The following is a 25,867-nucleotide window of genomic DNA, read 5'->3' on the forward strand; positions in this document are numbered from 1 at the left end:
TAGAAAAAAAAGTAGACTAATTCAAAACAAAAAAGCAGTTGCTTCTTCACAATCAATCATCCGTGAAGAAGCAACTGCTTCAAATTTTTATTATCCTTGCACTTTCGCGATTTTTCCTTGTTCGATGTAGACCATCAAAATGCTAATGTCAGCGGGGTTCACACCGCTGATACGGCTTGCTTGGGCAATCGTTTCTGGTTGGATTTTTTGTAGTTTTTGTTTTGCTTCTGTAGCCAAGCCGTTAATCGCTTGGTAATCAATGTTTTCTGGAATGCGTTTTGCTTCCATGCGTTTTAGTTTCTCAACTTTTTCCATGGCTTTTTTAATGTAGCCTTCGTACTTGATTTGAATTTCTACTTGTTCAATCACTTTCGGATCGAGTGCCTCTTCAGGTGCGGGGATAAATTGAGCGACTTCTTGATAACTGATTTCTGGGCGTTTCAGAAAATCTCTAGCTAAAATACCATCTTTTAAGCCAGCAGCGCCTTTGGTTTCCAAAAATGCTTGCACTTCTTTGGTTGGTTTAATCCGATGTTTGCCTAAGCGGGCAATTTCCGCTTCAACAGCCGCTTTTTTGACTAGATAGGCGGCATATTGTTCTTCTTTGACTAAGCCAATTTCATGACCCATTTCTGTTAAACGTAAGTCCGCATTGTCATGTCTTAAAATCAAACGATACTCCGCACGTGACGTTAATAAGCGATAAGGTTCGTTAGTGCCTTTTGTAACTAAATCGTCAATCATGACGCCAATATAGCCGTCACTACGTTTTAAAACAAGAGGCTCTTTGCCTTGAATTTTCAATGCAGCATTAATTCCTGCCATCAAGCCTTGACCAGCAGCTTCTTCGTAGCCACTAGTTCCGTTCGTTTGACCTGCTGTATAAAGATTTTCAATGACCTTTGTTTCTAATGTTGGGCGTAATTGGTGAGGGACTACCACATCGTATTCAATGGCGTAACCTGTACGCATCATTTCTACTTTTTCTAATCCTTCAATAGAATGAAGCATTTCTGTTTGGACATCTTCTGGTAAAGAAGTAGATAAGCCTTGGACGTAAACTTCTTCGGTATTCAACCCTTCTGGTTCCAAGAACAATTGGTGTCTTGGTTTGTCTGCAAAACGAACAATTTTGTCCTCGATGGATGGGCAATACCGAGCGCCCACACCTTCCACAATCCCAGTAAACATTGGGGCGCGGTGTAGATTTTTTTGAATAATTTCATGCGTTGTTTCATTCGTATAAGTTAACCAACAAGGTTCTTGGTTTTGATTATAGGCACTATCTGGCGTGCTGTAACTAAAATGGTTGGGTTCTTTATCGCCTGGTTGTTCCTCTGTCACAGAATAATCAATCGTACTTGATTTTACTCGCGGCGGCGTTCCTGTTTTAAAGCGATCGATTTCTAAACCTAATTCTTTTAAATGATTGGCTAAACCAACGGAAGGTTGCGAATTGTTTGGTCCTGAAGAATATTTTAATTCACCAATAATAATTTCGCCACGCAAGGCAGTACCGGCAGTAATCACCACTGCTTGACTACGGTATGCGGCACCTGTTGAAGTTACAACACCACGACAAACGCCATCTTCCACGATTAATTCTTCAACAATCCCTTGACGAAGGGTTAAATTTTCTTCTTTTTCAATGGTATGTTTCATTTCTGTCGCATAGGCATGTTTGTCGGCTTGCGCGCGCAACGCACGCACTGCTGGACCTTTACCAGTATTTAGCATCCGCATTTGGATGTAGGTTTTATCAATGTTTTTACCCATTTCGCCGCCTAATGCATCGATTTCTCGGACAACGACTCCTTTGGCAGGTCCACCAACAGAAGGGTTACATGGCATAAAAGCAACCATATCTAAATTAATTGTTAAAAGTAACGTTTTAACGCCCATTCGTGCGGCTGCTAAGGCTGCTTCAGAGCCAGCATGTCCAGCACCGACGACAATAACATCATATGATTCTGCTTGATATTGATTCATAAAAAATTCCTCTCTTGTCTTATTTTCCTAAACAAAATTGACTAAATAACTGTGTAATTAATTCATCTTGGACACTATCGCCGACGATTTCCCCTAAATAATCCCAACAACGGGTCATATCAATTTGAACTAAATCGACTGGCATACCTGCTTCGATGCCGTTAATCACTTCTTGTAACGAAAGCGCTGCTTGATCTAGCAAAGCAATATGACGTGTATTAGAAATATAGGTAGCATCTTTTTCGCCTGTTTGGCCGCCAAAGAAAAGATCAGCAATTTTCGCTTCTAACTGGTCTAAGCCTGTGTTTGACAACACCGAAACGGATAAAATTTCTTCTGCAGGGACTAATTCTTGTAATTCGTTAGGATCCAGTTTTGTCGGTAAGTCCATTTTATTTAAAAGAATAACGCGTTTTAAGCCTTTCGTTGCTTCCAACAGTTGACGATCTTCCTCTGTCAATTCTTCGCTTTGATTTAAGACTAACAAAATTAAATCCGAATCTGCTAACGCTTTGCGGCTACGTTCGACACCAATTCGTTCCACAATGTCTTCTGTTTCGCGAATCCCCGCTGTATCAATTAATTTTAAAGGAACGCCGCGAACGTTAACGTATTCTTCAATGACATCACGTGTCGTTCCAGCAATATCTGTAACGATGGCTTTTTCTTCTCGTAACAGATGGTTTAACAAACTGGATTTCCCGACATTTGGTCGGCCAATAATTGCTGTACTTAGACCTTCTCGCAAAATTTTTCCTTGTTTAGCGGTCGTTAATAATTGTTGAATCTGCGCTTTCACAAATTCGGCTTTTTCTAAAAGTAATTTCGTGGTTAATTCTTCGACATCATCATACTCTGGATAATCGATATTAACTTCTACTTGTGCTAAAGTATTTAAAATTTCTTGTCTTAATGAACGAATTAACGCCGACAAGTTACCATCCAATTGGTTCAATGCAACATTCATCGCTTTATCCGTTTTAGCACGGATTAAGTCCATCACTGCTTCTGCTTGTGAAAGATCCATTCGGCCATTTAGAAAAGCACGTTTTGTAAATTCCCCAGGTTCGGCCATTCGTGCGCCTTCACGTAACAGTAATTGCAATAATTGGTTCACCACGACAATGCCGCCATGACAGTTAATTTCTACCACGTCTTCTCGTGTAAATGTTTTCGGTGCCCGCATCACAGAAAGCATGACTTCATCAATCAATTGATCGTTTTGCGGATCAACAATATGACCATAATGAATCGTGTGCGTGGGGACTTTAGCTAAATCTTTAGTGCCTGACCGATAAACTTTGTTTGCAATAGCAACTGCTTGCTCGCCACTTAAACGAACAATACTAATCGCACCTTCACCTGGCGGCGTAGAAATCGCCGCAATTGTATCAAATTCCATTGTAGCTGATTGCATAATTAGCTTCCTTTCTTCATAACAACAAAAAAAGCGCCCACTCCTCCTGCATTAAAAAATTCAGGTTGGATTTAGCACTTTCACTGCTTGTTCCTTCGATTTTCTGAAAATAGAATAGCACATTTTATTCTATTTGGCAATTTTTCTTCATTAAATGGAACGAGAAAACGTATCATTGAGTGGGGAATTCTCAACAATACGTTTTCTCATCTATAGGAATTAAAGGAGAGAGCTAGTTTTTACGTTTGCGTTTGATGATTCCCATGCTCGCAAGGAGTGCGACAAAGGCGCCAAACAAACTTGTTGTCACGGCTGAAGACTCTTTTTCTCCTGTGCTAGGTAAGAAGCCTGTTTTCCCGTGATTTCCAGTGCCATAACTGATGGTGCTTAGTTTAGGGTGGTAGCCACTACCATTTGTACCGAGGCCATTGCCTAGTGAACCTAAGCCAGAACCTGTTGTGCCTAAACCAGAACCTCCATTTGGATTTGAACCTGTGTTTGAACCATTCCCATTATTCCCGCCAGTTGCGCCATTGTTTCCTGTATTGCCGCCTGTATTGCCGTTATTTCCGCCAGTGTTACCATTGCCTCCTCCAGGATTCGTTGGGTCGGCTGGTGTCATGAAGGTTGTAGCCGTACTGTAATGTCCTGCGCCATCGGTAGCTGTCGCAAGTAAACTTTGTTGAGCAGTCGCTTGTCCCGCTGTTAATTGGATAGCGAAGTTGCCTTCAGCATCGGTGGCACCTACAGCAATCACACTTCTTAATAGTCGGTTACTAATTTGAATGATTCGGTTTGGTTCAGCTGTTCCTTTGATGAGGTAGCCGGCTTTAGACGTTCCTAAAACTGAAGAAACAGTTGGTGCCGCAATTTTAATCTCTGGTTCTCCCGTAATATCGGCCGGCGTCATAAATGTGGTTTTAGGACTCACATTTCCTTGTGTATCTGTGGTTAGTGCGGTTAATGTTTCTTTTTCTGTTGCTAACCCTGCTGCAATATGAACGGAGAAGGTGCCTCCAGTAGTTGTACTGCCACTTGCCAATAATTGTTCACTGCTATTGTAAAATTGAACCGTGACATTTGGATCAGCAGTTCCAGTGACTGTATAGCCATTGGCTTTGTTTCCTTCAACCTTCGTAATAGTTGGCGCCGCTAAAACAACATCCGCTGGAATAACGGCTGTAGCTGGTTGACTTTCATTACCTGCGCCATCTTTGCTAATAATCGTAATCGTTTCTCCTGGTGTCACTACGCCAGCTGGTAGAGTCACCGTATATTGGCCGGTTTCGTTAGCAGTTGTAGCAGCAATGATGGTTCCGTCTGCGTCACGGACATCAATAGTGGTTTTTGGCTCCGCCGTTCCAGTGATTTCGTAACCTTTACTAGAATTTCCGGTAATAGAATCAATGGTTGGTGTGGCTAAGTCGGCTGGTGTAGTTGCTGTAGCCGGCTGACTTTCTTTCCCTGTTGCATTTTTCGCTACGACAGTTATTGTTTCGTTAGCTGAGGCCTTCCCTGGCTCTAAAGTCACTGTGTATTTGCCATCAGTTCCAGTAGTTTCCATGCCAAGGACTGTGCCATCGGCGTCACGCACCTCGACTGTTGTACCAACTTCTGCTGCTCCTACTACTTGATAGCCTTTTGTCGTGCTACCAGTGATTTTGTCAACAGTAGGTGTCGCGACTGGTGCATCTGGATCAGCAGGTGTTTTGAAAGCAGTCGGATTACTTTCTTTCCCAGCAGCATCTTTTGCAATGGCAGTTAAGGCTTCGTTGGCTGTTGCTGTGCCCGTCGGAAGAGTGATTGTAAAGGCGCCAGCACCATCAGTCATTCCCGTAGCAATAACTAAACCTGCTTCATTGTGAATCTCAATGGTGACATTTGGCTCTGCCGTGCCGGTTACTTGATACCCAGTGGCAGTTGTTCCTGTAACAGTCGTCACAGTTGGTGCTGCTACGGTTGCATCTTCAGGGACCGTCACTTCCGTTGGTTGACTTTCATTGCCGTCACCGTCTTTTCCAACAACTGTTAATGTATCACCAGGATTAGCGGCTCCCGCTGGAAGGTCCACAGTAAAGTTTCCTTGATCATCCGTTGTCGTTGTACCAATAATTGTTCCATCTGGGTTCCGTACTTCAATGGTGGTATTAGGGTCCGCCGTCCCAGTGATTTCATAACCAGTTGTTGAATCTCCAGTAATGTCACCAATTGTTGGTGTGGTAACATCAGCGGGTGTCATAGCTGTAGTTGGTTGACTCTCAAGTCCAGTATCATTTTTAGCAACTACATTCACTGTTTGTTTAGCTGTTGCTTTTCCTGAAGCTAACGTCACAGTATATTGGCCAGTCGGTCCAGTTGTTGCGGTGCCTAAAACTGTTCCGTCTGTTGCACGAACTTCAATGGTGGTGCCAAATTCAGCGGTACCTGTCACTTGATATCCTTGTGTTGTATTCCCAGTAACTTTGTCGACACTTGGCGGTGCCACTACTTCATCTGCTGGTGTTTGGAAGGTTGTCGGTGTACTTGTATTGCCATCAGGATCTTTGGCTAACGCTGTCAATGTTTCATTCGCATTTGCCGTCCCAGCTGGAAGGTTCACAGCAAAGGAACCAGTCCCATCGGCAGTCCCTGTTGCAATCACGTTCCCATCTGCATCACGAATTTCAATGGTAGCATTCGGATCAGCGGTGCCTGTCACCTGATAACCAGCAACTGAATTACCTGTTACTCCTGTTACAGTTGGTGCTGTAACCGTGGCATCAGCAGGAACAAGGACTTCAGTCGGTTGACTTTCATTTCCTGCGTTATCCTTTCCAATCACTGTTAACGTATCCCCAGGATTTGTCGTTCCCGTTGGTAGCGTTACAGTAAAATCACCATTCGCATCAGAGGTACCTGTACCAATGACTGCCCCAGCTGGATCACGAACTTCGATTGTTGTGTTAGGGTCTGCTGTTCCTGTAATTTCATAACCCGAACCAGAGTTGCCTGTGATGTTATCAACTGTTGGTGCAGTGACATCAGCTGGTGTTGTCGCCGTTGCTGGTTGACTTTCCGTGCCACTAGCGTTTTTCGCTACAACGCTCAGCGTTTGATTTGCTGTTGCTTTTCCTGGATCTAAAGTCACTGTATATTTTCCGTCAGTTCCAGTTGTTGCAGTACCAAGGACCGTGCCAGCTGCATCGCGAACCTCAATGGTGGTGCCAACTTCAGCAGTCCCTTTGACCTCATAGCCTTTTGTTGTACTACCTGTTACAGTCTCAACAATTGGCGTCGCTACGGGTGTATTAGGATCCGCTGGTGTTTGGAACGTTGTTGGCGTACTTTCTGTGCCGCTGGCGTTTTTCGCTACGGCGGTTAACGTTTCATTGGCACCTGCTTCACCTGCGGGAATGGTAACTGTAAACGCTCCTGTCCCATCAGCGGTACCTGTACCTATTACGGTGCCTCCTGCATTTCGGATCTCAACCGTGGCATTGGCGTCGGCGGTGCCTTTGATCTCGTAACCTGCTGTTGAATTGCCTGTTACTCCTGTGATTGTTGGTGCGGTTACGGTTGCTTCATCCGCTGGTGTTTGGAACGTTGTTGGCGTGCTTTCTGTGCCGCTGGCGTTTTTCGCTACGGCGGTTAACGTTTCATTAGCACCTGCTTCACCTGCGGGAATGGTAACTGTAAATGCCCCTGTCCCATCGGCGGTACCTGTACCTATTACGGTGCCTCCTGCATTTCGGATTTCAACCGTGGCATTGGCGTCGGCAGTTCCTTTAACTTCGTAACCTGCCGTTGAATTACCTGTCACTCCTGTGATTGTTGGTGCGGTTACGGTTGCTTCATCCGCTGGTGTTTGGAACGTTGTTGGCGTACTTTCTGTGCCGCTGGCGTTTTTCGCTACGGCGGTTAACGTTTCATTCGCACCTGCTTCACCTGCGGGAATGGTAACTGTAAATGCCCCTGTCCCATCAGCAGTACCTGTACCTATCACGGCACCTCCTGCATTTCGGATTTCAACCGTGGCATTGGCGTCGGCAGTTCCTTTAACTTCGTAACCTGCTGTTGAATTGCCTGTTACTCCTGTTACGGTAGGTGCGGTTACTTCACTAGTAGTACCTGCAGCAAAATAAATGTTGGATACACCGTCTGCTGTTGCTAATAAATTAACGTCTAAAAGATCTGTTTGAACGACTGTTCCTACAAAACGAGCATCTAAATTATTGGATAAATTTTGAGGTGTTGAAACGGTAGTTGGTAAAGTAACCGTAGTTGCGCCTAGTAAAGAAGCATCCACTAACTCATTCACACCTGAACCACCAACTGCTAATAAAGGCAAAGCACCTGAAACAGCCACGTTTACCGTGCCTTTGACAGGAAGCAAGGCTGCATTTATGGCTGTAGCGACAAGATTACTTGGGATACTGGTTCCTTTTGCCTCCAAAGCTTGAACGGCCGCATTCAAATCTTGTAAGATGTTTGAAACATTTTGGGCTAAAACTAACCCTAAACCATCACTAATCGGTGCACTAATGTATGAGCCGTCAGCTGCTAACGTTTCTGGAGCTGTAAATGAAGCAGCACCTAAGTTTTCAATGTTATTCACTAATTCCAACTGACGATTCACTTCCGTCAAATCAATATCAACACCAGTTAAATTCCCTAAAGCCCCACTGGTAATTTGAGTAATGACATTGGTTAAATCATTGGCTGCATTCAAAACGGCAGTCAAAAAAGTAACTTTTGAAAGATCAATCGTAACGTTGGTATTGATTGCTGCGCTGCCTGCTGCAGCTACATTTCCTCTTAACTCAGGAGGAACCACTAACACCGCTTGTTTTTGTCCACTAAACACAGCGGAAGCATCTGCTAAAGCGCCACCAGAAACCGTGAAATTAACTGGTTGATTTTGGTTTGCGGCTGTCCAACGATTACTCGTTGAAGTGCCACTGTCATTATTTGACGTAACATTTGATAATAGTTCGATATCCAAGACCGCTGCTGATGCACTGATTGTGCCAGAGGTAACAGCTATACTTACAGGGATTGCTAATGACGTAAATAATAAACCACTTGATATTGCTAAATTAAGCATCTTGCGTTTTGTCCATTTTTTATGCTGACTTTTCCGATTAAAATCCTCAACAATTTTCTTTTTCATCTGATCGTCCCTCTTTTCTTTAAAATAAACGATAAATACCAAGATCATTAGCTTCCCTTAGTTGTTCATCTCCCCCTTTAGCGATTTAAATGGATTTAACACCTGCAGTTTAGTACATTTCCTCAGCTTTTCAAAATATAATGCTGTGAATTTTTATATAAAAATTCATTTGATAACAAGCATCCTGGATATGTTAAAAAACTCACTAATTCATTAGTGAGTTATTATACAATGAGAGGAAAATGAGGAAGTTTATACGTTCCCCCCCAATCATTAAAGATAAATAAATTATTTTATTATAACTTATCGTTTGATAAATCGATAATTAAATAACGGAAAATTTTTTTATTTTTTTGAGAAATTCCACTATTATTTTTTTTGCTTCTTTGACTGTTTTTATCAATTTTATGGCTGTAAGTCATAAAAACTTTACATCAAAAAAATGACTCTAATCTATAACAATTTTTTCTGTTTTTAAGATTTTTTTATGAAATTTTTTATATTAAAAAAATTTCATAAAAAAAAGACGACAGCCGTTTTTGAACGAATGCCGCCTTTTAGATAAACAAAAACCTGATTCTAAAAGAATCAGGTTTAGGAAAAGCAAATCAAGATTCGCTTCAACTGTTTATCATCGTATTTGTATACTCTGATAAGAATGATTTCGTAATAAAATATACTGTGTTTCGTGGTATTTGTCAATCGCTTTCTTGAATTCTCTTGAGACCTTTCCATAGGCATATAAGGTCAAAATAACTGACCAAATCAGCGTTGTAACTATCTTTTTAATTAAGGGGTCAGCCAATTTAATTTCATTAGTTTATCTAAAAACACCACCAAAATTAAAGCATCTGCACTGCCACCAATACTCCAATTTTTTTCTTTGAATAAGTGATTCAATCTTTCTAAGCAAAGGGTTCCCCGTAACGTTTGTGTCCCCCCTAAAGCAAAATATTCCTGGATTAACGGTTGATATATTTCAAAAATTTGGACATTTTGACTTCGTTTAATCAAATTCGTATCCTCAACATAGAGCGATAAATAAAGGAGCGTATCAATGAGTTTTTGTTGTTGTGTGCCTTGATGTTTTTGATAATAAGGCACTCCCTGTTCAAAGACAGCGGGATAGCCTTGTTGCGCCTCACCACGGATTCCAGTCAAGCCATGCTGAACAAATAGTCGTTCACCCCAAGTTAGTTTTTCTAGCTCATTCGTAGCGAGGTTTTCAAAGTCGGCCAGTAAGTCTTGCGTCATTGTTTGAAGCGTTTGTTGAAACAATTGTAAGGTGCAAGGGGTCTCCCAAATCATTAAACGACCACAGATAGCTAAAAAAATACCTAGAGAAAAAATTGCTCCTTTATGTGTATTGATCCCTTCTGTTGCCTCAAACATCGCTCGTTCTGCTTCTAAACCAACTTGTCGAATCGCGCGAAATGTTGCCTCAATCGGCAAATGACGTAGCTCTGTCCCAGCTTGAACGAAGGTTTCAAAATAAGGAGTCAAAACCACACTACTTTCTAAAAAAGTGAAAACATCCATATCTTGATGGGCGCCTGCATCGACTGGATCCACCAAGCCTGGTTTATTTAAACAGGTCACTTCATAGAGTAGTGCCAATTGTGCTTGCTGCGCTAATTTACTCCTTGCTTGCTTTGTCATTGCCTTTTACGTCCCTTCTTCTGCCATGGTCTTTTCTTGTTTTATATAGTCTAGTACAGCATTAAAAACCGTGTCAACTACGCCGCCATCAAATACATTAGGTATGAATTTTTCTGCTGTGGGTTCTGAAATCATAGCGGCCAAGCTTCGTGCTACTGTCATTTGCAAACCGACATCAACTTTTCTGCCTTTCGCTGCCAATAACCCTTTAAAAAGACCTGGAAAAGCTAAAATGTTGTTCACCTGATTCGGATATTTGGAAGAACCAGTTGCTAATAAACGGACGCCATTGGCTTGGGCGAGGGCTGGTTCAATTTCTGGTTTAGGATTTGCTAAAGCAAAGATAATTGGGTCTTGGTTCATTGATTTAATCAGAGCTGGCGTTAGCACATCCGCTTCTGATAAGCCTAAAAAAACATCCTGATTGACGACAGCGGTGGCTAAATCTTTGTTTTCTACTGATGGTTTTATTACCTGTCGAAGCAAAGCACGTTGGTAAGGATTCAATGTCGGGTCTTCTTCTCTTAAAACACCTTGGCGATCTACTAAGGTGAGATGCGTAATCCCCGCTTGAATACATAACTTAGCGGTCGCTACACCAGAAGCACCAACTCCGTTAATCACCACACGTAATTCATTTAAAGGTTTTCCTTTAATTTTGGCTGCGTTGATTAGCCCAGCTAAAACGACAATGGCTGTGCCTTCTTGGTCATCATGATACACAGGAATATTCAAACGTTGTTGAAGTTTTTCTTCAATTTCAAAACATTTTGGTGCAGAAATATCTTCTAGATGGATTCCTGCAAAACTATTTTGTAAATTTTCAATTGTTTGAACCATCTCGTCCACTGATTTTTGTTCCAGTGCTAAAGGAATAGCATCGACCCCCGCCAAATTTTTATAAAGTAAAGCTTTGCCTTCAACAATTGGCAAGCCCGCTTGCGTGCCCATATTGCCGAGACCCAGAACAGCTGACCCATCTGTAATAACTGCAATTAACTTACCACTAATGGTCCACTCGCGCGCTAATTCATGATTTTGGGCAATCATTAAACTCAATTCTGCGACACCAGGTGTATACATTTTGGCTAAATCATGATGGTTTAATACCGCTTCTGTTGCTTCAAGACTTAGCACACCAATATTTTTTTGATGAATTGCTAGAACTTCTTCTAACACATTGTCACTTCCTTTCACGGGCTGCCTTTTTTCTATTTGATGAAGCAAGGGTTTGAACAACCGTTATCGTCGCTCAAACCCTTGCTTCTTTATACATTTGCGGAGCACTTGCTCGTTCTATTCTGGCAAGTCAAGTTTGACTGTCACTTTCTGTAACGGTACATCGTAAAAAGGATCTTCACGACGGCCTAAAAAGTCTTTTCCTTGTTGTGGGAACATCGCATATAATAGGACATCCTCTTCAGATTTTGCGTATTGTTGGATTTCCTTTTTTAAACTATGCAACTCTGGTTTCAATAAATCCGCCGGTCGACAAGTGATTACCTCTTCATCCCCGATGATTTTTTGTTTAATCTCTTCTGCGATAGGTGCTGGTGATTTGCCGTATTCTCCGCGCACATAATCTTTGATTTCATTCGGTATTAAGGAATATCTTTCCCCAGAAATCACATTCATTAAGGCTTGTGTTCCAACCATTTGTGAAAGCGGCGTAACTAGTGGTGGATACCCTAAATCTGCTCTTACTTTAGGTACTTCAGCTAAAACTTCTTCATATTTGTCTTGTAAGCCTTGCTCCGTTAATTGACTTAATAAGTTTGATAACATACCACCAGGTACTTGATAAATCAAGGTTTTCGGTTCCGTATCTTTAACTTTAGGGTTTAAAATGCCTTCACTTCTAAAGCGATCACGAATCGGATTGAAATAGTCAGCAATCTCTGTTACTTTTTCCATATTTAAACCTGTTTCAAAGCCTAAATCTTCTAACGCAATGGCTACAGATTCTGTGGCTGGTTGACTCGTACCGCCAGCGAAAGAAGAAATAGCTGTATCGATGATATCCGCACCTGCTTCAGCAACTTTTAAATAGGTCATCTCAGAAATACCACTAGTCGCATGCGTATGCACCTCTAAAGGTAAATCAATGGCATCTTTCATTTTGCTCACTAATTCAAAACCAGTTTGTGGCGTCAAAACGCCTGCCATGTCCTTAATACAAATGGAATCCGCTCCTGTTTGACTTAATTCTTTGGCTAATTTTACAAAGTAATCGATGGTATGAATTTCACTCGTGGTATAAGAGATCGCTGCTTGACAGTGTCCGCCAGCTTCTTTTGTTGTTTGAATTGCTGTTTGTAAATTACGGACATCATTCAAGGCATCGAAAATACGAATAATATCAATCCCATTTTCAACTGATTTTTCGACAAAGGCCCGCACCACATCATCAGCGTAATGACGATATCCTAGTAAATTTTGTCCTCGTAATAACATTTGAAGTTTGGTATTTTTAACTTCTTTGCGAATTTGGCGAAGACGTTCCCAAGGATCCTCGTTTAAATAGCGGACACAGGAATCAAACGTTGCCCCGCCCCACATTTCTAATGCATGAAATCCTGCCTCGTCCATTGTTTTAATAATCGGTAGCATATCTGAGGTTGGCATCCGTGTTGCAATTAAACTTTGTTGCCCATCCCGTAGCACCGTTTCTGTAAAACGAATTTTTTTACTCACTTGGCTGCTCCTTTCGTGTCAAAATTATTTCTGTTATTTTTTCTTGCATTGCTTCAAGACTGTGACGTCGATTTCGTCCACAGACTTTCGCCTCTTCTTGGCACATAAAACAGCGCCGTGGTGGCAAGCCTAAATCTCCTCGATGAAGGCTTTTTAGTTCCTCATTTCCCCATAAAACATCTAGGTCCACTAAACGACCATAAGGATGTGTTTCTTCAATTTTGACCATTCTTTGTTTTAACTCTTGCGGGGCTAACGAAACCGCCAAATAATATTCAGGCCCTGTCTTTTCATTCCGGTAAAAATTAACAATCGGTACTTGATCCAGCAATTGTTGCTCGACTTCGTCAATTACTTCTAAAAAAACATCCGTTAAGGTGGGCGAATTTTTTACTTCTCCAGGAATATTCATTGTGGCAGATAAGAGACTAGCTTCTGGTGCTGTTTCTAACAACTCCTTCTGTGTAGCAGCTCTTTGTTCGCGAGCATCCAACATCTCTAAAAGTGTTACTTTTTCCCCATTAAACATTGCGTACCACATCAATTAGACTACCATCTCGGTATTCAATTAACGCAACGACTTTGTCTCCATATTTAATTGGTTCCGGGGTGCCAACAATGTTGTAGGCTTTGTCTTTCAACTCTTCTAACGTAAACTGAGGAACATCTAAAGTTTTAAAACAATCAATTAAGTCTGTTCTTTTTGGATTGATTGCAATGCCGACTTCTGTTACTACGACATCGACACTCGTACCTGGTGTAACGACTGTATTTACTTGCTCAACAATTGTTGGAATCCGTCCACGAACAAGTGGTGCAATCACTAGACTCATTTTACAAGCCATACTTGTATCGGAATGTCCGCCAGAAGCACCACGGATAACACCATCTGAACCAGTAATGACATTTACATTAAAATCTGTGTCCACTTCTAAAGCAGATAAAATAGCTGTGTCTAATTGATTAATAACCGCCCCTTTGCTAAGCGGTGAAGCATACATATTGGCATCAATTTCATAATGATTGGCATTTTCCCCTAAAGAAATAGCTGATGGATGATCAAAGTCTTGGACGTCAATAATTTTTTCTACTAAGCCTTCTTCCAAAAGTTCCACCATTGCATTCGTAATTCCGCCTAAAGCGAAACTTGCTTTAATACCATCTTTAAGCATTTGTTCTCTCATGAACCGCGTAACTGCTAGTGAAGAGCCACCTGTTCCTGTTTGGAATGAGAAGCCTTCTTTGTAGTAAGGAGAATGTGTAATTATTTTTGCGGCATATTCAGCAATCAATAATTCTTTGGGATTCTTTGTAAAACGTGTCGCCCCTTTGGCAATTCCATCTGGATCACCAATTGCATCAATTTCTACTACATAATCAACATCTGTTTGTGGAATACTAATGGGGGTATTAGGATATGGTACTAATGTGTCAGTAATGATGACAACTTGATCCGCATATTTTGCATCGACCATCGCATATCCAAGAGAACCACAGGTAGCTTTTCCTTTGGTTCCATTCGCATTTCCATAAGCGTCTGAACTTGGTGCACCTAAGAAAGCTACATCAATATGGATATCGCCTGCTGCTACTGCCCGTGCCCGGCCACCATGTGAACGAATCACCACAGGATTTTCCATGATACCTGCTGAAATAGCGGCGCCTACTTTATCTCTCAAACCAGAAGAAGTAATGTTGGTGACTACTCCATTTTTAATGTGTTCGATCAGAGGTTCATGAACATTTGCAATTGAACTAGGTGCAATCGAAATGTTTTTCAGCCCCATGGCGGCAATCTCGGCTAAAACTAAATTCATCACATAGTCTCCTTCACGGAAATGGTGATGGAAAGAGATGGTCATGCCATCTTTCAACCCTGTTTTTTCAATTGCTTCACGAATACTTCCTAAAAGTTTTGTCTCCCGAGGTTTCACTGGTTTAATTGCTCGGCTCGCTTCTTGATAAGCATCAATGTGTGCTAATTCTCCTTCATAAATGCCGTATTGCTCTGCATAAGATTGAGGAATGTCTTTGCCTACTTTATTTACTACCATGTCTATATTTCCTCCTCGGTAATTAATTTAGCCGCCAATGCTAACGCAATGACCCGTTCAGCTCGTTCAACAATTGGTTTATCAACCATTTTTCCATTTACGGAGATAACACCGGAACCTTTTGCTTCGGCTTCCCGAATGCCCCAGATTACTTCCTTAGCATTCTGGATTTCTTTTTCTGTTGGCGCATAAATAGTATTAACTAATGGGATTTGACGAGGGTTAATCACCGATTTCCCATCGAAACCTAGCTGTTTAATCAAACGAACTTCGGCTTCAAAGCCTTCCGTATTGTCTACATCTGAATAGACCGTATCAATAGCTGCAATCCCAGCTGCTCGAGCGGCATGTAAAATCATGCTACGAGCAAAGAATAGTTCTTGGCCATCTGGATGGCGCCGTGTTTTCATATTGGTAACATAGTCTTCGGCGCCTAACGCGATGCCAATCAAGCGAGTTGAACTTTTGGCAATCGCGGGCGCATTTAGAACACCTTCAGCCGATTCGATGGCAGCCATCATTTTCGTTGTTCCTACGGGAATGTCATTTTGCTGTTCTACTTCTGTAATGACTGCCTCGACATCAATGATATCTTGGGCTGTTTCTGTTTTTGGTAAACGAATCACATCGACACCAGCTAAGACCATTGCTTCAATATCTTCTGCACCACCGGCATCTAAAGCATTGATCCGAACAACAATTTCAATATTGCCATAATCGAAAGTTTTCAAAGCAGAATGGACTAAAACACGGGCAGAGTCTTTTTCTTTTAATGAAACTGCATCTTCTAAATCAAACATGATTGAATCTGCCCCATACAAAGGTGCATCTCTTAGCATTGCTGCGTTCGCTCCAGGGACAAACATCATTGTTCTTCTTAAACGTTCCATGAGTCCAACTCCTTCCAATCATACGTTTCTTTTTCAGCGCCTCGATGTAAAACTGTAATCATCCGAGCTTTGATTGTACAATCTAATGCCCCTTTATCAATCGCCTTGACCACAACGCCTTGGACATCTAAATGTTCCAAAGTTGTCGTAATCACCTGGCGAATTTGATTGCCAAATTGTTTTTCGACACTACTTTCTAATTCAATGGTATTTTCTGTTGATTCAATGGGTTGGACGGTAATCATAATATCACTTGATTCTACTGTCCCTGCAGTAGCATTTTTGATAATCTTCACTTTCTTCACCTCATTAGTTTCTTGTGTTCTACTAAGTATTGATAACTTGTTGCTGGTAAAAACTTCTTGAGTGTCTCTTTGTCGCCTTCAGCCATCGCTTTGCGAACTTTCGTCGCACTAATCAGCTCTCCATCACTCGCTAATCGCGGGACAATGGTTAGCGTTATCGTTTGTCCGAAAACTTGTTGCATTGCTTGATTGTAGACATCGGTCACTTCTGAATAAGGCTCTTCTCCCACATAACGTTGCTGAATTTCAAGTATTGGCGCAATTCTTTCTTTAAATAACGTTGCATCAAGCGTTGCTTGAATTGCAGCTACCTCTAATGGCGCTTTTTCTTTCAAAAAATAGGTAGGAAAAGTCGCAGACGAAACTAAGTAATCTTCTGTAGATAGGACTGTCACATTGGGTAAATGGGCGACCCCTTTTTGCACCATTGCGAAACGTGCTTCTTTTGAAAACAGCGATTTATCTTCAGATAAAACAAACACATAAACGTGTGGACTTTCTTTGGCTGCTTTTTCGACTAAGTACTGATGGCCTTTCGTAAAAGGATTTGCATTCATGACAATGCTACTGGCTGGCCCTGCTTTTTTATGCTGTGTCAGGTAACCAAGATAATCGGCAAAATCTGGTTTGCCTTGCTCCATAAATAGCACCTCTTGATTCGCAACCACTTTTTGAAAGCCTAGCGACTGAAAAATTTGTTCATTTTTTGGTTTTGTATACAAAAAACTGTGTAATTGGTTTTCTTCTCTCAGTTTTTCAAGTAGATGAACCACCAATTGGGTTAACAAGTTTTCAGATTGATATTTTTTACAAACGGCCACGCACTTAATCGTTTTGCCTGAAAGCGAGCCAGAGGCGATTAATGCTGTGTCATCATATATGCCAACGGTGTAATCAAGTGCTTCTGTCGTTTGCAATGCGGCTTTTTCCATTAATTCGCGCCAAGCTTGATAAGCTTTTTTATCTTTTTGCAACCAGATTCTTTTCATTGTATATACGCTGCTCACAGCAATAACCTCCTTTATTTTTTAATTGGAAATAATTTTGTTAGTAATTTAGATGCTAGATAAATGATAAATAAAACAACGAAAACGCCGCCCCAACCAAAACCTAACAGTTCAAAAGCAATTTTTAAATCTTCCATGTTAACAGACATGTATTCGTTCTCCTTTCCGTCCTATGTTAAAAAGGCTAATAGTAAGCCGCCAGCAATTACAGAAGCGATTTGTCCTGAAACGTTGGCACCAGCAGCATGCATTAAAATAAAGTTTTGTGGGTCTTCATCCGTAGCCATTTTTTGAATAACCCGACTAGACATTGGGAAAGCGGAAATACCCGCAGCACCAATCATGGGATTGATTTTTTCTTTTCTAAATAAATTCAAGAATTTAGCAAAAAGCACGCCGCCGACTGAATCCATAATAAAGGCGACTAACCCTAAGCCAATAACCATCAATGTATCGACTTTTAAGAACTCTGCATAGTTCATGCTAACGGAAATAGATAGTCCTAGCAAGATACTAATAATATTGACCAATTCATTTTGAGCTGTAATGGATAAGCGGTCCAAAACGCCACATTCTCTTAATAAGTTCCCAAACATTAAGAAACCAACTAATGGTAATGACACCGGCGCAATTAACCCTGCGACAATCGTAATAACAACCGGGAAAAGAATTTTCGCTGTTTGAGAAACTTCACCGGCCCGATAAGTCATACGGATCCGACGTTCGGCTTTCGTCGTCACTGCTTTAATCGCTACTGGTTGAATAATCGGAACTAACGCCATGTAGGAGTAAGCGGCAACCATTATGGCCCCCATGTATTTTGAATGTAAGGTATTTGCTACGAAAATAGACGTTGGACCATCAGCGGCACCAATAATCCCAATCGAAGCAGCATCGTTTAAATCAAAACCTAATAAAACAGCCATAATAACTGTAAAGAAAATCCCAAACTGTGCAGCGGCACCAAACATCAACATAAACGGATTTTGTAACAATGGCCCGAAATCAATCATTGCCCCAATCCCAATAAATAATAATAACGGGAATAATTCTGTTTTTATTCCAAAATCAAAAAGAACATTAAACGGACCTGGCTCGCCGCCAGCGCTCAATACGCCGGAATTGGGAAAGTTCACTAAAATCGTTCCTAAACCCATCGGCACTAAAAGTGTTGGTTCATACTCTTTTTTTATTCCTAAATACATTAATAGTCCACCAATCAGCATCATCACAATGCGTCCTGGTTCTTGGCCCATTCCTATAACACCTTGAATCAGTGTCTCCACACAAATCACTTCCTCTTCTTAAATTAATTCTAGTTAATTGTTATTAATGGTTCCCCTGGATTCACAATTTGGCCTTGGGTAACATGAATTCCTGTTACCGTACCTGCTTTTCCTGCAACGATTTCATTTTCCATCTTCATTGCTTCTAAAATTAACAATGGTTGGTTCTCAGACACCGTATCACCAACATTGACTAATACTTTTAACACAGTTCCTGGCATTGGCGCAGGCATTGCATCTGCTCCTGCTGGGGCGGCTGGCTGTGCTGCTGGCGCTGGGGCTTCTTCAACAGCAGGGGCTGGTGTTTCTGTCGTAGCAACTGGCGCTGTTGGTTGTGGCGCAACAGGTGCTGGTTGTGGGACGCCACCGATTTCTTCCATCTCGACTAAATATTCTTTCCCATCAATTGAAATTTTAAATTTGCGTAACATAATGATCCTCCTCAAGGTTTTGTTTTGAAATTCTTTTGACAACTAGCTGAGACTCTTCTGAAAGCTCTGCAGCTATACTGGCTGCAATAATGGCAACTTCTTTTGCTTCTGGATTTCGTTTTGCGATTTTTTTGATAACAAAACGACTTTCTGGAAACTCTCCTGCTGCGATGGCAGTGGCCACAATACTTACCAATTGATATTCTTTTGGCTCAGCAGGAATATATGCTGGTATATCTATCCATCGCTTTTCCAAGTTATCCGCTTCACGTTGGATAACGCTTTCATTAATCTCGGTATCCTGCGTGTGTTGCTCTTTCTTGAATAAGGACTTAAATAGGCCCATATTGTCTCTCCTTTCACTAATTCTTGGTATACGTTCATTATAGAAAAAACCGTTAAAAAACCTAGTGAAAACACTAGCTCAGATTGTTCTTTTATTGTTTATTTTGTGAAAAAAACTCTGTAAACATTGGTATATAAGCATTTATCAGCCGTTAAGATTCTATTAATATTATATTAAGTTATTAATAAGAATTTGATTGTTGAATTGTTTTTTTGATGTTCTTTTTGTTTTAGGCTATTTATTCTCTGCGAAAGTTTGTATATTCTCACACTATAGACAAACACAAAAAATATTTTTTGTTGTAAACCAGAATACTGTGAAACATTTCTCATGGCTATTCTTTTTTATTAACACCGGTTGTTAACGCTTACAAAAAAGTTCTAAAAAAGAAAGGAAGAAAAACATGTTACTCACTATTTTAGCTTATGGTATGATTATCATCTTTATGTATGTAATCATGAAAAAGAAATTGTCACCGTTTACATCTTTAGTAATTATTCCTCTTATTTTTACTTTGATTGCAATTGCAACTGGAGTAGCGAGTCCGCCACCTGGTGCTGACGGTGTTGTCCCTGAAGTCAACATTGGGAATTTCGTCTTAGATGGGATTTCAACTACTTCAAAAACTGGTATTATGTTATTATTTGCCATTCTTTACTTCTCTATTATGTTGGATGCTGGTTTGTTTGACCCAATCACTAAAAAAATGATTTACTTTGCTAAAGGCGATCCAATGAAAGTCTTGATGGCTACTGCGGTAGTTGCTGCTGCTGTTTCCTTAAACGGAGATGGAACAACCACGACCTTGATTTGCTGTTCTGCGTTTATTCCCATCTACAAAAAACTTAATATGAAATTGATGAATTTAGGTGTGCTTGTTATCTTACAAAACACCATTATGAACTTATTACCTTGGGGCGGTCCAACAGCTCGTGCCATGGCCGTACTAGAAGTTGATGCCGATATTCTTTCTTATTTAGCACCTGGTATGATTTTATCTGTATTGTATGTTATCTTCTTTGTTGCTTATCGCATGGGGAAAAAAGAACGTGCTCGCTTAGGCGTGACAACGCTTACTGATAAAGAATTGGAAGAAATGACTATTGTTAACGATCCTGAGTTATTAGAAATTCGTCGTCCAAAGAATTTTGCATTCAATGGTATTTTAACGATTGTCTTAATCGGTTGGTTAGTCCTAAGTTCATTCGTTGGTCAATTAGGTTTGCCTTCGTGGATTGAAATGCCACCGTTATTATTATTCCTAGTTGGTACTTGTATCGCTTTAATGATCAACTATCCAAAATTAAAAGATCAAAGCAGCCGTATCAGTGCAAATGCTGGTGATGCTGTGCAAGTAGTTATCTTAGTTTTTGCTGCTGGCGTCTTCATGGGCTTATTCCAAGGTTCTGGTATGGCCAATGCCTTAGCAAATAGCTTTGTTAATATTATTCCAAAACAATTAGCCGGCGCTTGGGGCTTAGTGATTGCGTTCATTTCAGCACCAGGAACATTCTTTATTTCAAACGACGGTTTCTATTTCGGTGTCTTACCAGTCCTAGCAGAAGCTGGACGTTCTTATGGATTTGACAATATGTCTATGGCTTTAGCTTCCTTAATGGGGCAAGCGTTCCACTTATTAAGTCCATTAGTGGCATTTATTTACTTGCTATTACGTTTAACTGGTTTAGATATGGGCCAATGGCAAAAAGAATCGGCAAAATATGCCTTAGGAATTTTCGTTATTTTCGTTGTAACAATTGTTGCTTTAGGTCACATGCCTTTATTTATTCCACAAAATTAAACGTCGTCGCTGAAACCGTAGGAGTACCTTTTCTCCTCGGTTTTCTTTTCATTTTGTCTTTTCTTGCGTTATATTTTCATTTTTAATATTATATTTATTATCTATAAGAATAACCTATAGGGAGGTGCCTCATATGAATCCAACGGTTGAAGCAGTAAAACGGAACTTAGATTTAACCAGCAGTAAACCTCTAAAAATTTGTACCTACGAAGCCTTTAAAAAAACCATTATTTTAGGGGATATTCCTGCAGGTGAACGGATTAACGAAAAAGAATTTTCCGAGCAATTAAACATTAGTCGGACGCCCATTCGCTTTGCTTTACAAGAATTGGTCAAAGAACAATTGGTGGAACATATACCTATGGTGGGTATTGTGGTTAAAGGGATTAGTATGAAAGATGCTTATGAAATTTATGATATTCGTAAATCTTTGGACACTTTAGCAACCATTAAAGCCATGGAACTCATGACACCAGAAGATTTTGATGAATTGGAAGCCTTACTTCTCGAAGGAGAACAATACAATAAAAATAACCAAGTAGATGACTTACTACAGAACTTTTCAGATTTTAATTCCTTTATTTATACTAAGAGTCAGATGCTACGTTTAAAAAAAATTGTGACTGATCTCCATGCTTACTTAATCTATTTCAGAGATATTGCGATTCGTGCCTCAGAACGTCGTAGTATTGCCCTAGAAGAACACTGGTTAATTTTCCGCGGAATGAAAACAAAGAATATTGACCAGATCACACTTTTAACCCATGAACATCTAAATCGTTCGCTTCAATTTATTTTGAAAGAAATGGAACGTCGGCAAATTGAATAAGCAAAAAAGACCCGCAGTCGCTCGTGCAACTGCGGGCCTTTTTTCATTTTTTTTGTACGCAACCATCTGGCGTAAAGGTATAACCAATGCCCCAAACGGTCCGAAGGTAACAAGGTTCTTTCGGGTTTTCTTCTAATTTACTTCGTAAACGATTAATAAAAACCATAATCGTATTCGCATCGACATCCCCAGTACCCCAAACACTGCTGTAAATTTGTTCTTTAGAGAATACTTGCTCGGGATTCTCCAGAAAAAATTGAATTAATTGAACTTCTTTCGAAGACAATGAAATAGGTAAATCCTTTTTAAATAGTTGATAACGACCATAATCAAAACGGAAATCGCCTACCTGTAGCTCTTCTTTTTTATAAACATTCAATTGTTTTCGAATCATTCGAGCTCGATTCAACGAAGCAATCACCTGAGCCTTAAAAACATTCAAGGAAAAAGGTTTCGTTATATAACTATCCACGCCCATTTCCAAGGCTGCAATGATATCCTCTTCTTCTTTTTTGCTACTAAAAAAGATAATTGGCACTAGTGGATATTTCTCTCTAATCATTTGGACTAAGTAGTAACCATCGCTGTCATGTTCCAAGTTATCATCTAAAATGAACAAATCAAAGGTAACTCTGGACACGATATCTTTTGTTTTTTCAATTGATTCACTTTGGTAAATAAGAATACCTGTTGATTGTAATGCTTTCCAAATCAAGCGACGAACTGCTGCATCATCATCTACAACCAGTATTTTCTCCGTACGCATACCTGTTGCTCCCCCTACGTCTCTTTACAAAACTTTTTCATTTGAATTTACTACTGGAGTAATTACTGATTATCATAACATAAAAAAAGAAACGGAGACGGCTAAAAAATCATTTAACTGGGAAAGAGCCTGGAACAAAAATCACTTTGGATTTTTGTTCCAGGCTCAAAACCTGATAAACGGCGGGAACAGAACCAACACTACGCGTTGCTCCGATCTCAACAACTTCTAAGAGCTAAAGCTCTAAGAGTTGAAGGTCCTTCGGAAATAAGCCGAAATTGTTGAGAATCACGAAGAACGTAGTGATTCGATGATGAACAATACCTACTTGGTCTCCAAAAATTAAAAAGCAATTTTCGGAAATTCCTTCTTATTTCTCGGAGCTAAACGGTTCCGTCCCGACCTCTGTTTAAAAATACTTCTTAACTGGTTCAACCACTAAATACCGATAAGGTTCATCCCCTTCAGAATGGGTTTTGATTTGCTCATCTTTACTTAGCGTGTGATGAATTTGTTTTCTTTCAAAAGCCGGCATTGGTTCCAAGAAGACTGGCCGCCCAGTACGTTTGGCTTTTTCCGCGGTGCGTTTCGCTAAACGTTCCAAAATTTCATGACGTTTTTCACGATAATTTCCGACATTCACAACAATCGATAGCTTATTGCTTGCAATGCGGTGAATAAAGACTTGCGCTAAATACTGTAACGCATTTAACACTTTTCCGTGTTTTCCAATTAAGATACCTTGTTTTTCTGTTTCTAAATGGAAGATAATATTGCCATTCTCGCGCGCTATGCGAACCATGGCAGGGGCGTTCAGTTCATTTGAAATATTCGTTAAATACATCGCTAATTCAGTAATAGCAGCTTCGTCTTCCAGATTTTCTAAAGAATGTGTTGATTCCTCTGAGAGACTAGGAATTGCTTCGGTTAATTCCTCAACTGCTTCTTCCACTGCTGTTGCTTCATCGGCAACAACAATATCTTCCACTGTTTCTTCGACCGCTTCTGTGACTTGCTCACTAATCGTTGGTTCCATTGAAATTTGGGCAAGTTTTTTTCCTAGACCTAAAAATCCTTTTTTTCCTTCGTCTAACACATCAATTGTAACATCCTCTTTGGTTAAACCAAGTGCTTGTAAGCCTTTCTGCGTTGCTTCTTCGATTGTATTTCCTTCATAAATCGGCATCTGAACGACCTCCTTTATTTTTTCTTCCCTTTTTTCTTAGGACTTTTTGCTCGTTCAAGCGCTCGCTCCCGTGCTTTGGCTTGACGTGCTGCTTCCTCCCGCTCTTTACGGATTTTGAATGGATTGTTTAATAACAATGTTTGCCCTGTTTGGAAGGCATTTGACACCACCCAGTAAAGAGATAAACTGCTGGCCAATGAAATCCCCATAAAGAAGATCATCGCTGGCATAACGTAATTCATAATTTTCAGTGAGGCATTTGTTTCTAGTTGGCTCATACTTGAAAGATACGTACTAGCAAACGTAAAGACAGCTGCTAAAATCGGTAAAATTAAATACGGATCCGGCTTATCGAGGCTTAACCACAAGAACGTTCCTTCTTTTAACTCAGGCACGCGTGAAATGGCTTGATACAAAGCCATCATGATTGGTAGTTGAACCAACAGTGGTAAACAGCCAATGTAAGGATTCACATTATTCTCTGCATACAAACGTTGCTGTTCTTCTCGGAATAAGCGTTGTGTTTCAGGATCTTTTGAAGAATATTTTTGTTGCAAGGCCTTTAATTGCGGTTGCAACTCTTGTGTTTTACGCATACTCTTCGTTTGGAAATGCATCAACGGCAATAAAATAATCCGGATGACTAACGTAAATAGGATAATCCCAATTCCGACACTGCCGCCTAATGATAGGAACTTAATCGCTTGGGCAAAATAATAAACAATGTATCGATCCCAAATTCCTGTACTACTTTCACTTACGGGCGCGGTTCCGCAGGCGGATAAAACAAAGACTAAGGTCACTAACCCAGCCATTAATAATAAGCGCTTATACTTCTTCACTACTCAATTCCCTCTCTTACATCTAATATTTTAGCTAAATTTAACACATGTGTTAAATTAGCTTTCACTTCTTCAGACGATAACTTTTCCAATCCTGGACGTGCAATCACGATAAAATCAATTTCTGGAGAGATACGGTCTTTTAATTGAAATAAACTCGCGCGGATTTTCCGCTTCACAGCATTTCTTGTGACCGCGTTTCCAATTTTCTTCCCAACAGAAATCCCCACTCGAAAATGGGCTTGTTGTGGTTTCTCTAAAACGTACACCACGAAACGACGATTTGCACAAGATTGTTTTTTATTAAACACCTGTTGAAATTCTTTTTCTTTCTTGACACGGTAGGACTTTTTCATCGGCATCCCTTTGTTTCTATATTTTTTTACTTCTTAATAATAATAGCATATTTCCGCTCTTTTTTAGTAGCCTTTTCTATAGAATCCTGCTTTCTTTTATTGAAAACAGAAAAAGAACCCTTAGTTATCTTCACATCTTCCAAAAAATTATGGAGATAACTAAGGGTTCTTAGAAATTGACTGTTTAAAAGACCAGACCATCATTAAGCAGAAATAACTTTTCTACCTTTACGACGACGGCTTGCTAATACGCGACGGCCATTTTTAGTGCTCATACGTTTACGGAATCCGTGAACTTTTTGGCGTTTACGTTTGTTTGGTTGATACGTTCTTTTCATGCAATTACACCTCCTGAAATTGTAACTATCCATCAATATATAGACATACTTTGATAGTATAACGAGTAATAGGGTCTTTTGTCAATAAAATTTAAGAAATATTTCCTGAGAAAGATTCGTTTCAATTATCCACAAATTAAATTTTCCTGTGAGTAGCTTGTGGATAGTTTTCCACATTTTTTTCTGTTCACAGCCATTTTTCCACTAGTTTTACACAAAAAAACAGCCTGTTAAAAAGTTTTACACAGGTGTTTTTTTATCTGTTGATAAGTTATTGAAACATGATTGTGTCAAGCTTAATTATTCTCAACTTTTTGTGGATAACTCATTCAACAACCACTTTCTTCCGCAAGTGTCGACACCCTGTGGAAAACTTTTTTCACCCTTGTGTACTTTTTTTCCACATTGAACAATTGCTTGTGGAAAAAGTTTAAAAAAAATGCTAAAATCGACTATGCTCATTCTTTTAAGTTATCCACATTTTTTAGATAACCAAAATTTAAACATATAGGAGGTCACTGT

General features: G+C 40.2%; 22 protein-coding genes. 2 read left to right on the top strand and 20 right to left on the bottom strand.

The genetic code is table 11. The annotated features are described in order from the left end of the window. Nucleotides 1-90: 90 nt before the first annotated feature. The 15 genes from mnmG to IGK86_RS14245 form a co-directional block, all read right to left on the bottom strand. On the bottom strand, nt 91-1,989 hold the full coding sequence (gene mnmG / locus IGK86_RS14175) for a tRNA uridine-5-carboxymethylaminomethyl(34) synthesis enzyme MnmG (RefSeq protein WP_002355988.1): 1,899 nt from the start codon (nt 1,987-1,989) through the stop codon (nt 91-93). 19 nt (nt 1,990-2,008) lie between these two features. Next, entirely contained in the window at nt 2,009-3,406 is a 1,398-nt protein-coding gene (gene mnmE / locus IGK86_RS14180) for a tRNA uridine-5-carboxymethylaminomethyl(34) synthesis GTPase MnmE (protein WP_002355989.1), read from the bottom strand. Nucleotides 3,407-3,638: 232 nt separating this feature from the next. Next, nucleotides 3,639-8,603, bottom strand: coding sequence for an Ig-like domain-containing protein (locus tag IGK86_RS14185; RefSeq protein ID WP_438742596.1), 4,965 nt, complete (start codon nt 8,601-8,603; stop codon nt 3,639-3,641). 741 nt (nt 8,604-9,344) lie between these two features. Then, nucleotides 9,345-10,214 carry a triphosphoribosyl-dephospho-CoA synthase CitG gene (gene citG / locus IGK86_RS14190; RefSeq protein ID WP_002355991.1) on the bottom strand — a complete coding sequence of 290 codons (870 nt, stop codon included), beginning with the start codon at nt 10,212-10,214 and terminating at the stop codon, nt 9,345-9,347. 6 nt (nt 10,215-10,220) lie between these two features. Continuing rightward, complete coding sequence (locus tag IGK86_RS14195) at nt 10,221-11,393, bottom strand: NAD(P)-dependent malic enzyme (protein WP_010714967.1); 1,173 nt, start codon at nt 11,391-11,393, stop codon at nt 10,221-10,223. Between the two features lie 117 nt (nt 11,394-11,510). Then, nucleotides 11,511-12,908 carry an oxaloacetate decarboxylase subunit alpha gene (locus IGK86_RS14200; RefSeq protein WP_016616668.1) on the bottom strand — a complete coding sequence of 466 codons (1,398 nt, stop codon included), beginning with the start codon at nt 12,906-12,908 and terminating at the stop codon, nt 11,511-11,513. After that, nucleotides 12,901-13,437, bottom strand: a complete 537-nt coding sequence (gene citX / locus IGK86_RS14205) for a citrate lyase holo-[acyl-carrier protein] synthase (RefSeq protein ID WP_016616669.1) — start codon at nt 13,435-13,437, stop codon at nt 12,901-12,903. The genes IGK86_RS14200 and citX overlap by 8 nt, the downstream gene beginning before the upstream one ends. Further along, on the bottom strand, nt 13,430-14,962 hold the full coding sequence (citF, locus tag IGK86_RS14210; RefSeq protein WP_002355996.1) for a citrate lyase subunit alpha: 1,533 nt from the start codon (nt 14,960-14,962) through the stop codon (nt 13,430-13,432). The genes citX and citF overlap by 8 nt, the downstream gene beginning before the upstream one ends. A 2-nt stretch (nt 14,963-14,964) precedes the next feature. Continuing rightward, nucleotides 14,965-15,852, bottom strand: a complete 888-nt coding sequence (gene citE, locus IGK86_RS14215; RefSeq protein WP_002355998.1) for a citrate (pro-3S)-lyase subunit beta — start codon at nt 15,850-15,852, stop codon at nt 14,965-14,967. Further along, nucleotides 15,840-16,148 carry a citrate lyase acyl carrier protein gene (citD, locus tag IGK86_RS14220; protein WP_438742599.1) on the bottom strand — a complete coding sequence of 103 codons (309 nt, stop codon included), beginning with the start codon at nt 16,146-16,148 and terminating at the stop codon, nt 15,840-15,842. The genes citE and citD overlap by 13 nt, the downstream gene beginning before the upstream one ends. A gap of 5 nt (nt 16,149-16,153) precedes the next feature. Beyond that, nucleotides 16,154-17,146: a [citrate (pro-3S)-lyase] ligase gene (citC, locus tag IGK86_RS14225; protein WP_016615890.1), complete on the bottom strand. Its 993-nt coding sequence runs from the start codon at nt 17,144-17,146 to the stop codon at nt 16,154-16,156. Between the two features lie 32 nt (nt 17,147-17,178). After that, nucleotides 17,179-17,313 carry an OadG-related small transporter subunit gene (locus IGK86_RS14230; RefSeq protein WP_002356001.1) on the bottom strand — a complete coding sequence of 45 codons (135 nt, stop codon included), beginning with the start codon at nt 17,311-17,313 and terminating at the stop codon, nt 17,179-17,181. 21 nt (nt 17,314-17,334) lie between these two features. Beyond that, nucleotides 17,335-18,450, bottom strand: a complete 1,116-nt coding sequence (locus IGK86_RS14235; protein WP_002383526.1) for a sodium ion-translocating decarboxylase subunit beta — start codon at nt 18,448-18,450, stop codon at nt 17,335-17,337. A 29-nt stretch (nt 18,451-18,479) separates the two neighbouring features. After that, the gene (locus tag IGK86_RS14240; RefSeq protein ID WP_002363547.1) at nt 18,480-18,881 is read right to left on the bottom strand and encodes an acetyl-CoA carboxylase biotin carboxyl carrier protein subunit; all 402 of its coding nucleotides are present in this window, start codon (nt 18,879-18,881) and stop codon (nt 18,480-18,482) included. Then, nucleotides 18,865-19,227, bottom strand: coding sequence for a hypothetical protein (locus IGK86_RS14245; protein WP_002356004.1), 363 nt, complete (start codon nt 19,225-19,227; stop codon nt 18,865-18,867). The genes IGK86_RS14240 and IGK86_RS14245 overlap by 17 nt, the downstream gene beginning before the upstream one ends. Nucleotides 19,228-19,630: 403 nt before the next feature. Between IGK86_RS14245 and IGK86_RS14250 the strand changes: the two genes are divergently transcribed. Together IGK86_RS14250 and IGK86_RS14255 are read left to right on the top strand one after the other, a co-directional pair. Further along, complete coding sequence (locus IGK86_RS14250; protein WP_002356005.1) at nt 19,631-21,028, top strand: CitMHS family transporter; 1,398 nt, start codon at nt 19,631-19,633, stop codon at nt 21,026-21,028. Between the two features lie 133 nt (nt 21,029-21,161). After that, nucleotides 21,162-21,857, top strand: coding sequence for a GntR family transcriptional regulator (locus IGK86_RS14255; RefSeq protein WP_002356006.1), 696 nt, complete (start codon nt 21,162-21,164; stop codon nt 21,855-21,857). Between the two features lie 43 nt (nt 21,858-21,900). On the opposite strand, the gene IGK86_RS14260 is transcribed toward IGK86_RS14255, so the two are convergent. From IGK86_RS14260 to rpmH, 5 genes are all read right to left on the bottom strand, one after another. Then, nucleotides 21,901-22,623, bottom strand: a complete 723-nt coding sequence (locus IGK86_RS14260; RefSeq protein WP_002363545.1) for a response regulator transcription factor — start codon at nt 22,621-22,623, stop codon at nt 21,901-21,903. Nucleotides 22,624-23,032: 409 nt separating this feature from the next. Continuing rightward, nucleotides 23,033-23,809: an RNA-binding cell elongation regulator Jag/EloR gene (gene jag / locus IGK86_RS14265; protein WP_002361456.1), complete on the bottom strand. Its 777-nt coding sequence runs from the start codon at nt 23,807-23,809 to the stop codon at nt 23,033-23,035. A gap of 14 nt (nt 23,810-23,823) precedes the next feature. Next, on the bottom strand, nt 23,824-24,651 hold the full coding sequence (locus IGK86_RS14270) for a YidC/Oxa1 family membrane protein insertase (protein WP_002356010.1): 828 nt from the start codon (nt 24,649-24,651) through the stop codon (nt 23,824-23,826). Continuing rightward, nucleotides 24,651-25,007 carry a ribonuclease P protein component gene (gene rnpA / locus IGK86_RS14275; RefSeq protein WP_002356011.1) on the bottom strand — a complete coding sequence of 119 codons (357 nt, stop codon included), beginning with the start codon at nt 25,005-25,007 and terminating at the stop codon, nt 24,651-24,653. Before rnpA ends, IGK86_RS14270 begins: the two co-directional genes overlap by 1 nt. A 203-nt stretch (nt 25,008-25,210) precedes the next feature. Beyond that, nucleotides 25,211-25,345, bottom strand: a complete 135-nt coding sequence (gene rpmH / locus IGK86_RS14280) for a 50S ribosomal protein L34 (RefSeq protein ID WP_002356012.1) — start codon at nt 25,343-25,345, stop codon at nt 25,211-25,213. Nucleotides 25,346-25,867: the final 522 nt, after the last annotated feature.

This window comes from Enterococcus sp. DIV1206 (assembly GCF_051712485.1).
GTDB lineage: Bacteria > Bacillota > Bacilli > Lactobacillales > Enterococcaceae > Enterococcus > Enterococcus faecalis.

Coding starts and splice junctions, on each gene's coding strand:
- mnmG (WP_002355988.1), bottom strand. CDS start 1,989: ATGAATCAATATCAAGCAGAATCATATGATGTTATTGTCGTCGGTGCT.
- mnmE (WP_002355989.1), bottom strand. CDS start 3,406: ATGCAATCAGCTACAATGGAATTTGATACAATTGCGGCGATTTCTACG.
- IGK86_RS14185 (WP_438742596.1), bottom strand. CDS start 8,603: ATGATCTTGGTATTTATCGTTTATTTTAAAGAAAAGAGGGACGATCAG.
- citG (WP_002355991.1), bottom strand. CDS start 10,214: ATGACAAAGCAAGCAAGGAGTAAATTAGCGCAGCAAGCACAATTGGCA.
- citX (WP_016616669.1), bottom strand. CDS start 13,437: ATGTTTAATGGGGAAAAAGTAACACTTTTAGAGATGTTGGATGCTCGC.
- citF (WP_002355996.1), bottom strand. CDS start 14,962: ATGGTAGTAAATAAAGTAGGCAAAGACATTCCTCAATCTTATGCAGAG.
- citE (WP_002355998.1), bottom strand. CDS start 15,852: ATGGAACGTTTAAGAAGAACAATGATGTTTGTCCCTGGAGCGAACGCA.
- citC (WP_016615890.1), bottom strand. CDS start 17,146: ATGAAAAGAATCTGGTTGCAAAAAGATAAAAAAGCTTATCAAGCTTGG.
- IGK86_RS14230 (WP_002356001.1), bottom strand. CDS start 17,313: ATGTCTGTTAACATGGAAGATTTAAAAATTGCTTTTGAACTGTTAGGT.
- IGK86_RS14240 (WP_002363547.1), bottom strand. CDS start 18,881: ATGTTACGCAAATTTAAAATTTCAATTGATGGGAAAGAATATTTAGTC.
- IGK86_RS14245 (WP_002356004.1), bottom strand. CDS start 19,227: ATGGGCCTATTTAAGTCCTTATTCAAGAAAGAGCAACACACGCAGGAT.
- IGK86_RS14250 (WP_002356005.1), top strand. CDS start 19,631: ATGTTACTCACTATTTTAGCTTATGGTATGATTATCATCTTTATGTAT.
- IGK86_RS14255 (WP_002356006.1), top strand. CDS start 21,162: ATGAATCCAACGGTTGAAGCAGTAAAACGGAACTTAGATTTAACCAGC.
- IGK86_RS14260 (WP_002363545.1), bottom strand. CDS start 22,623: ATGCGTACGGAGAAAATACTGGTTGTAGATGATGATGCAGCAGTTCGT.
- jag (WP_002361456.1), bottom strand. CDS start 23,809: ATGCCGATTTATGAAGGAAATACAATCGAAGAAGCAACGCAGAAAGGC.
- rnpA (WP_002356011.1), bottom strand. CDS start 25,007: ATGAAAAAGTCCTACCGTGTCAAGAAAGAAAAAGAATTTCAACAGGTG.
- rpmH (WP_002356012.1), bottom strand. CDS start 25,345: ATGAAAAGAACGTATCAACCAAACAAACGTAAACGCCAAAAAGTTCAC.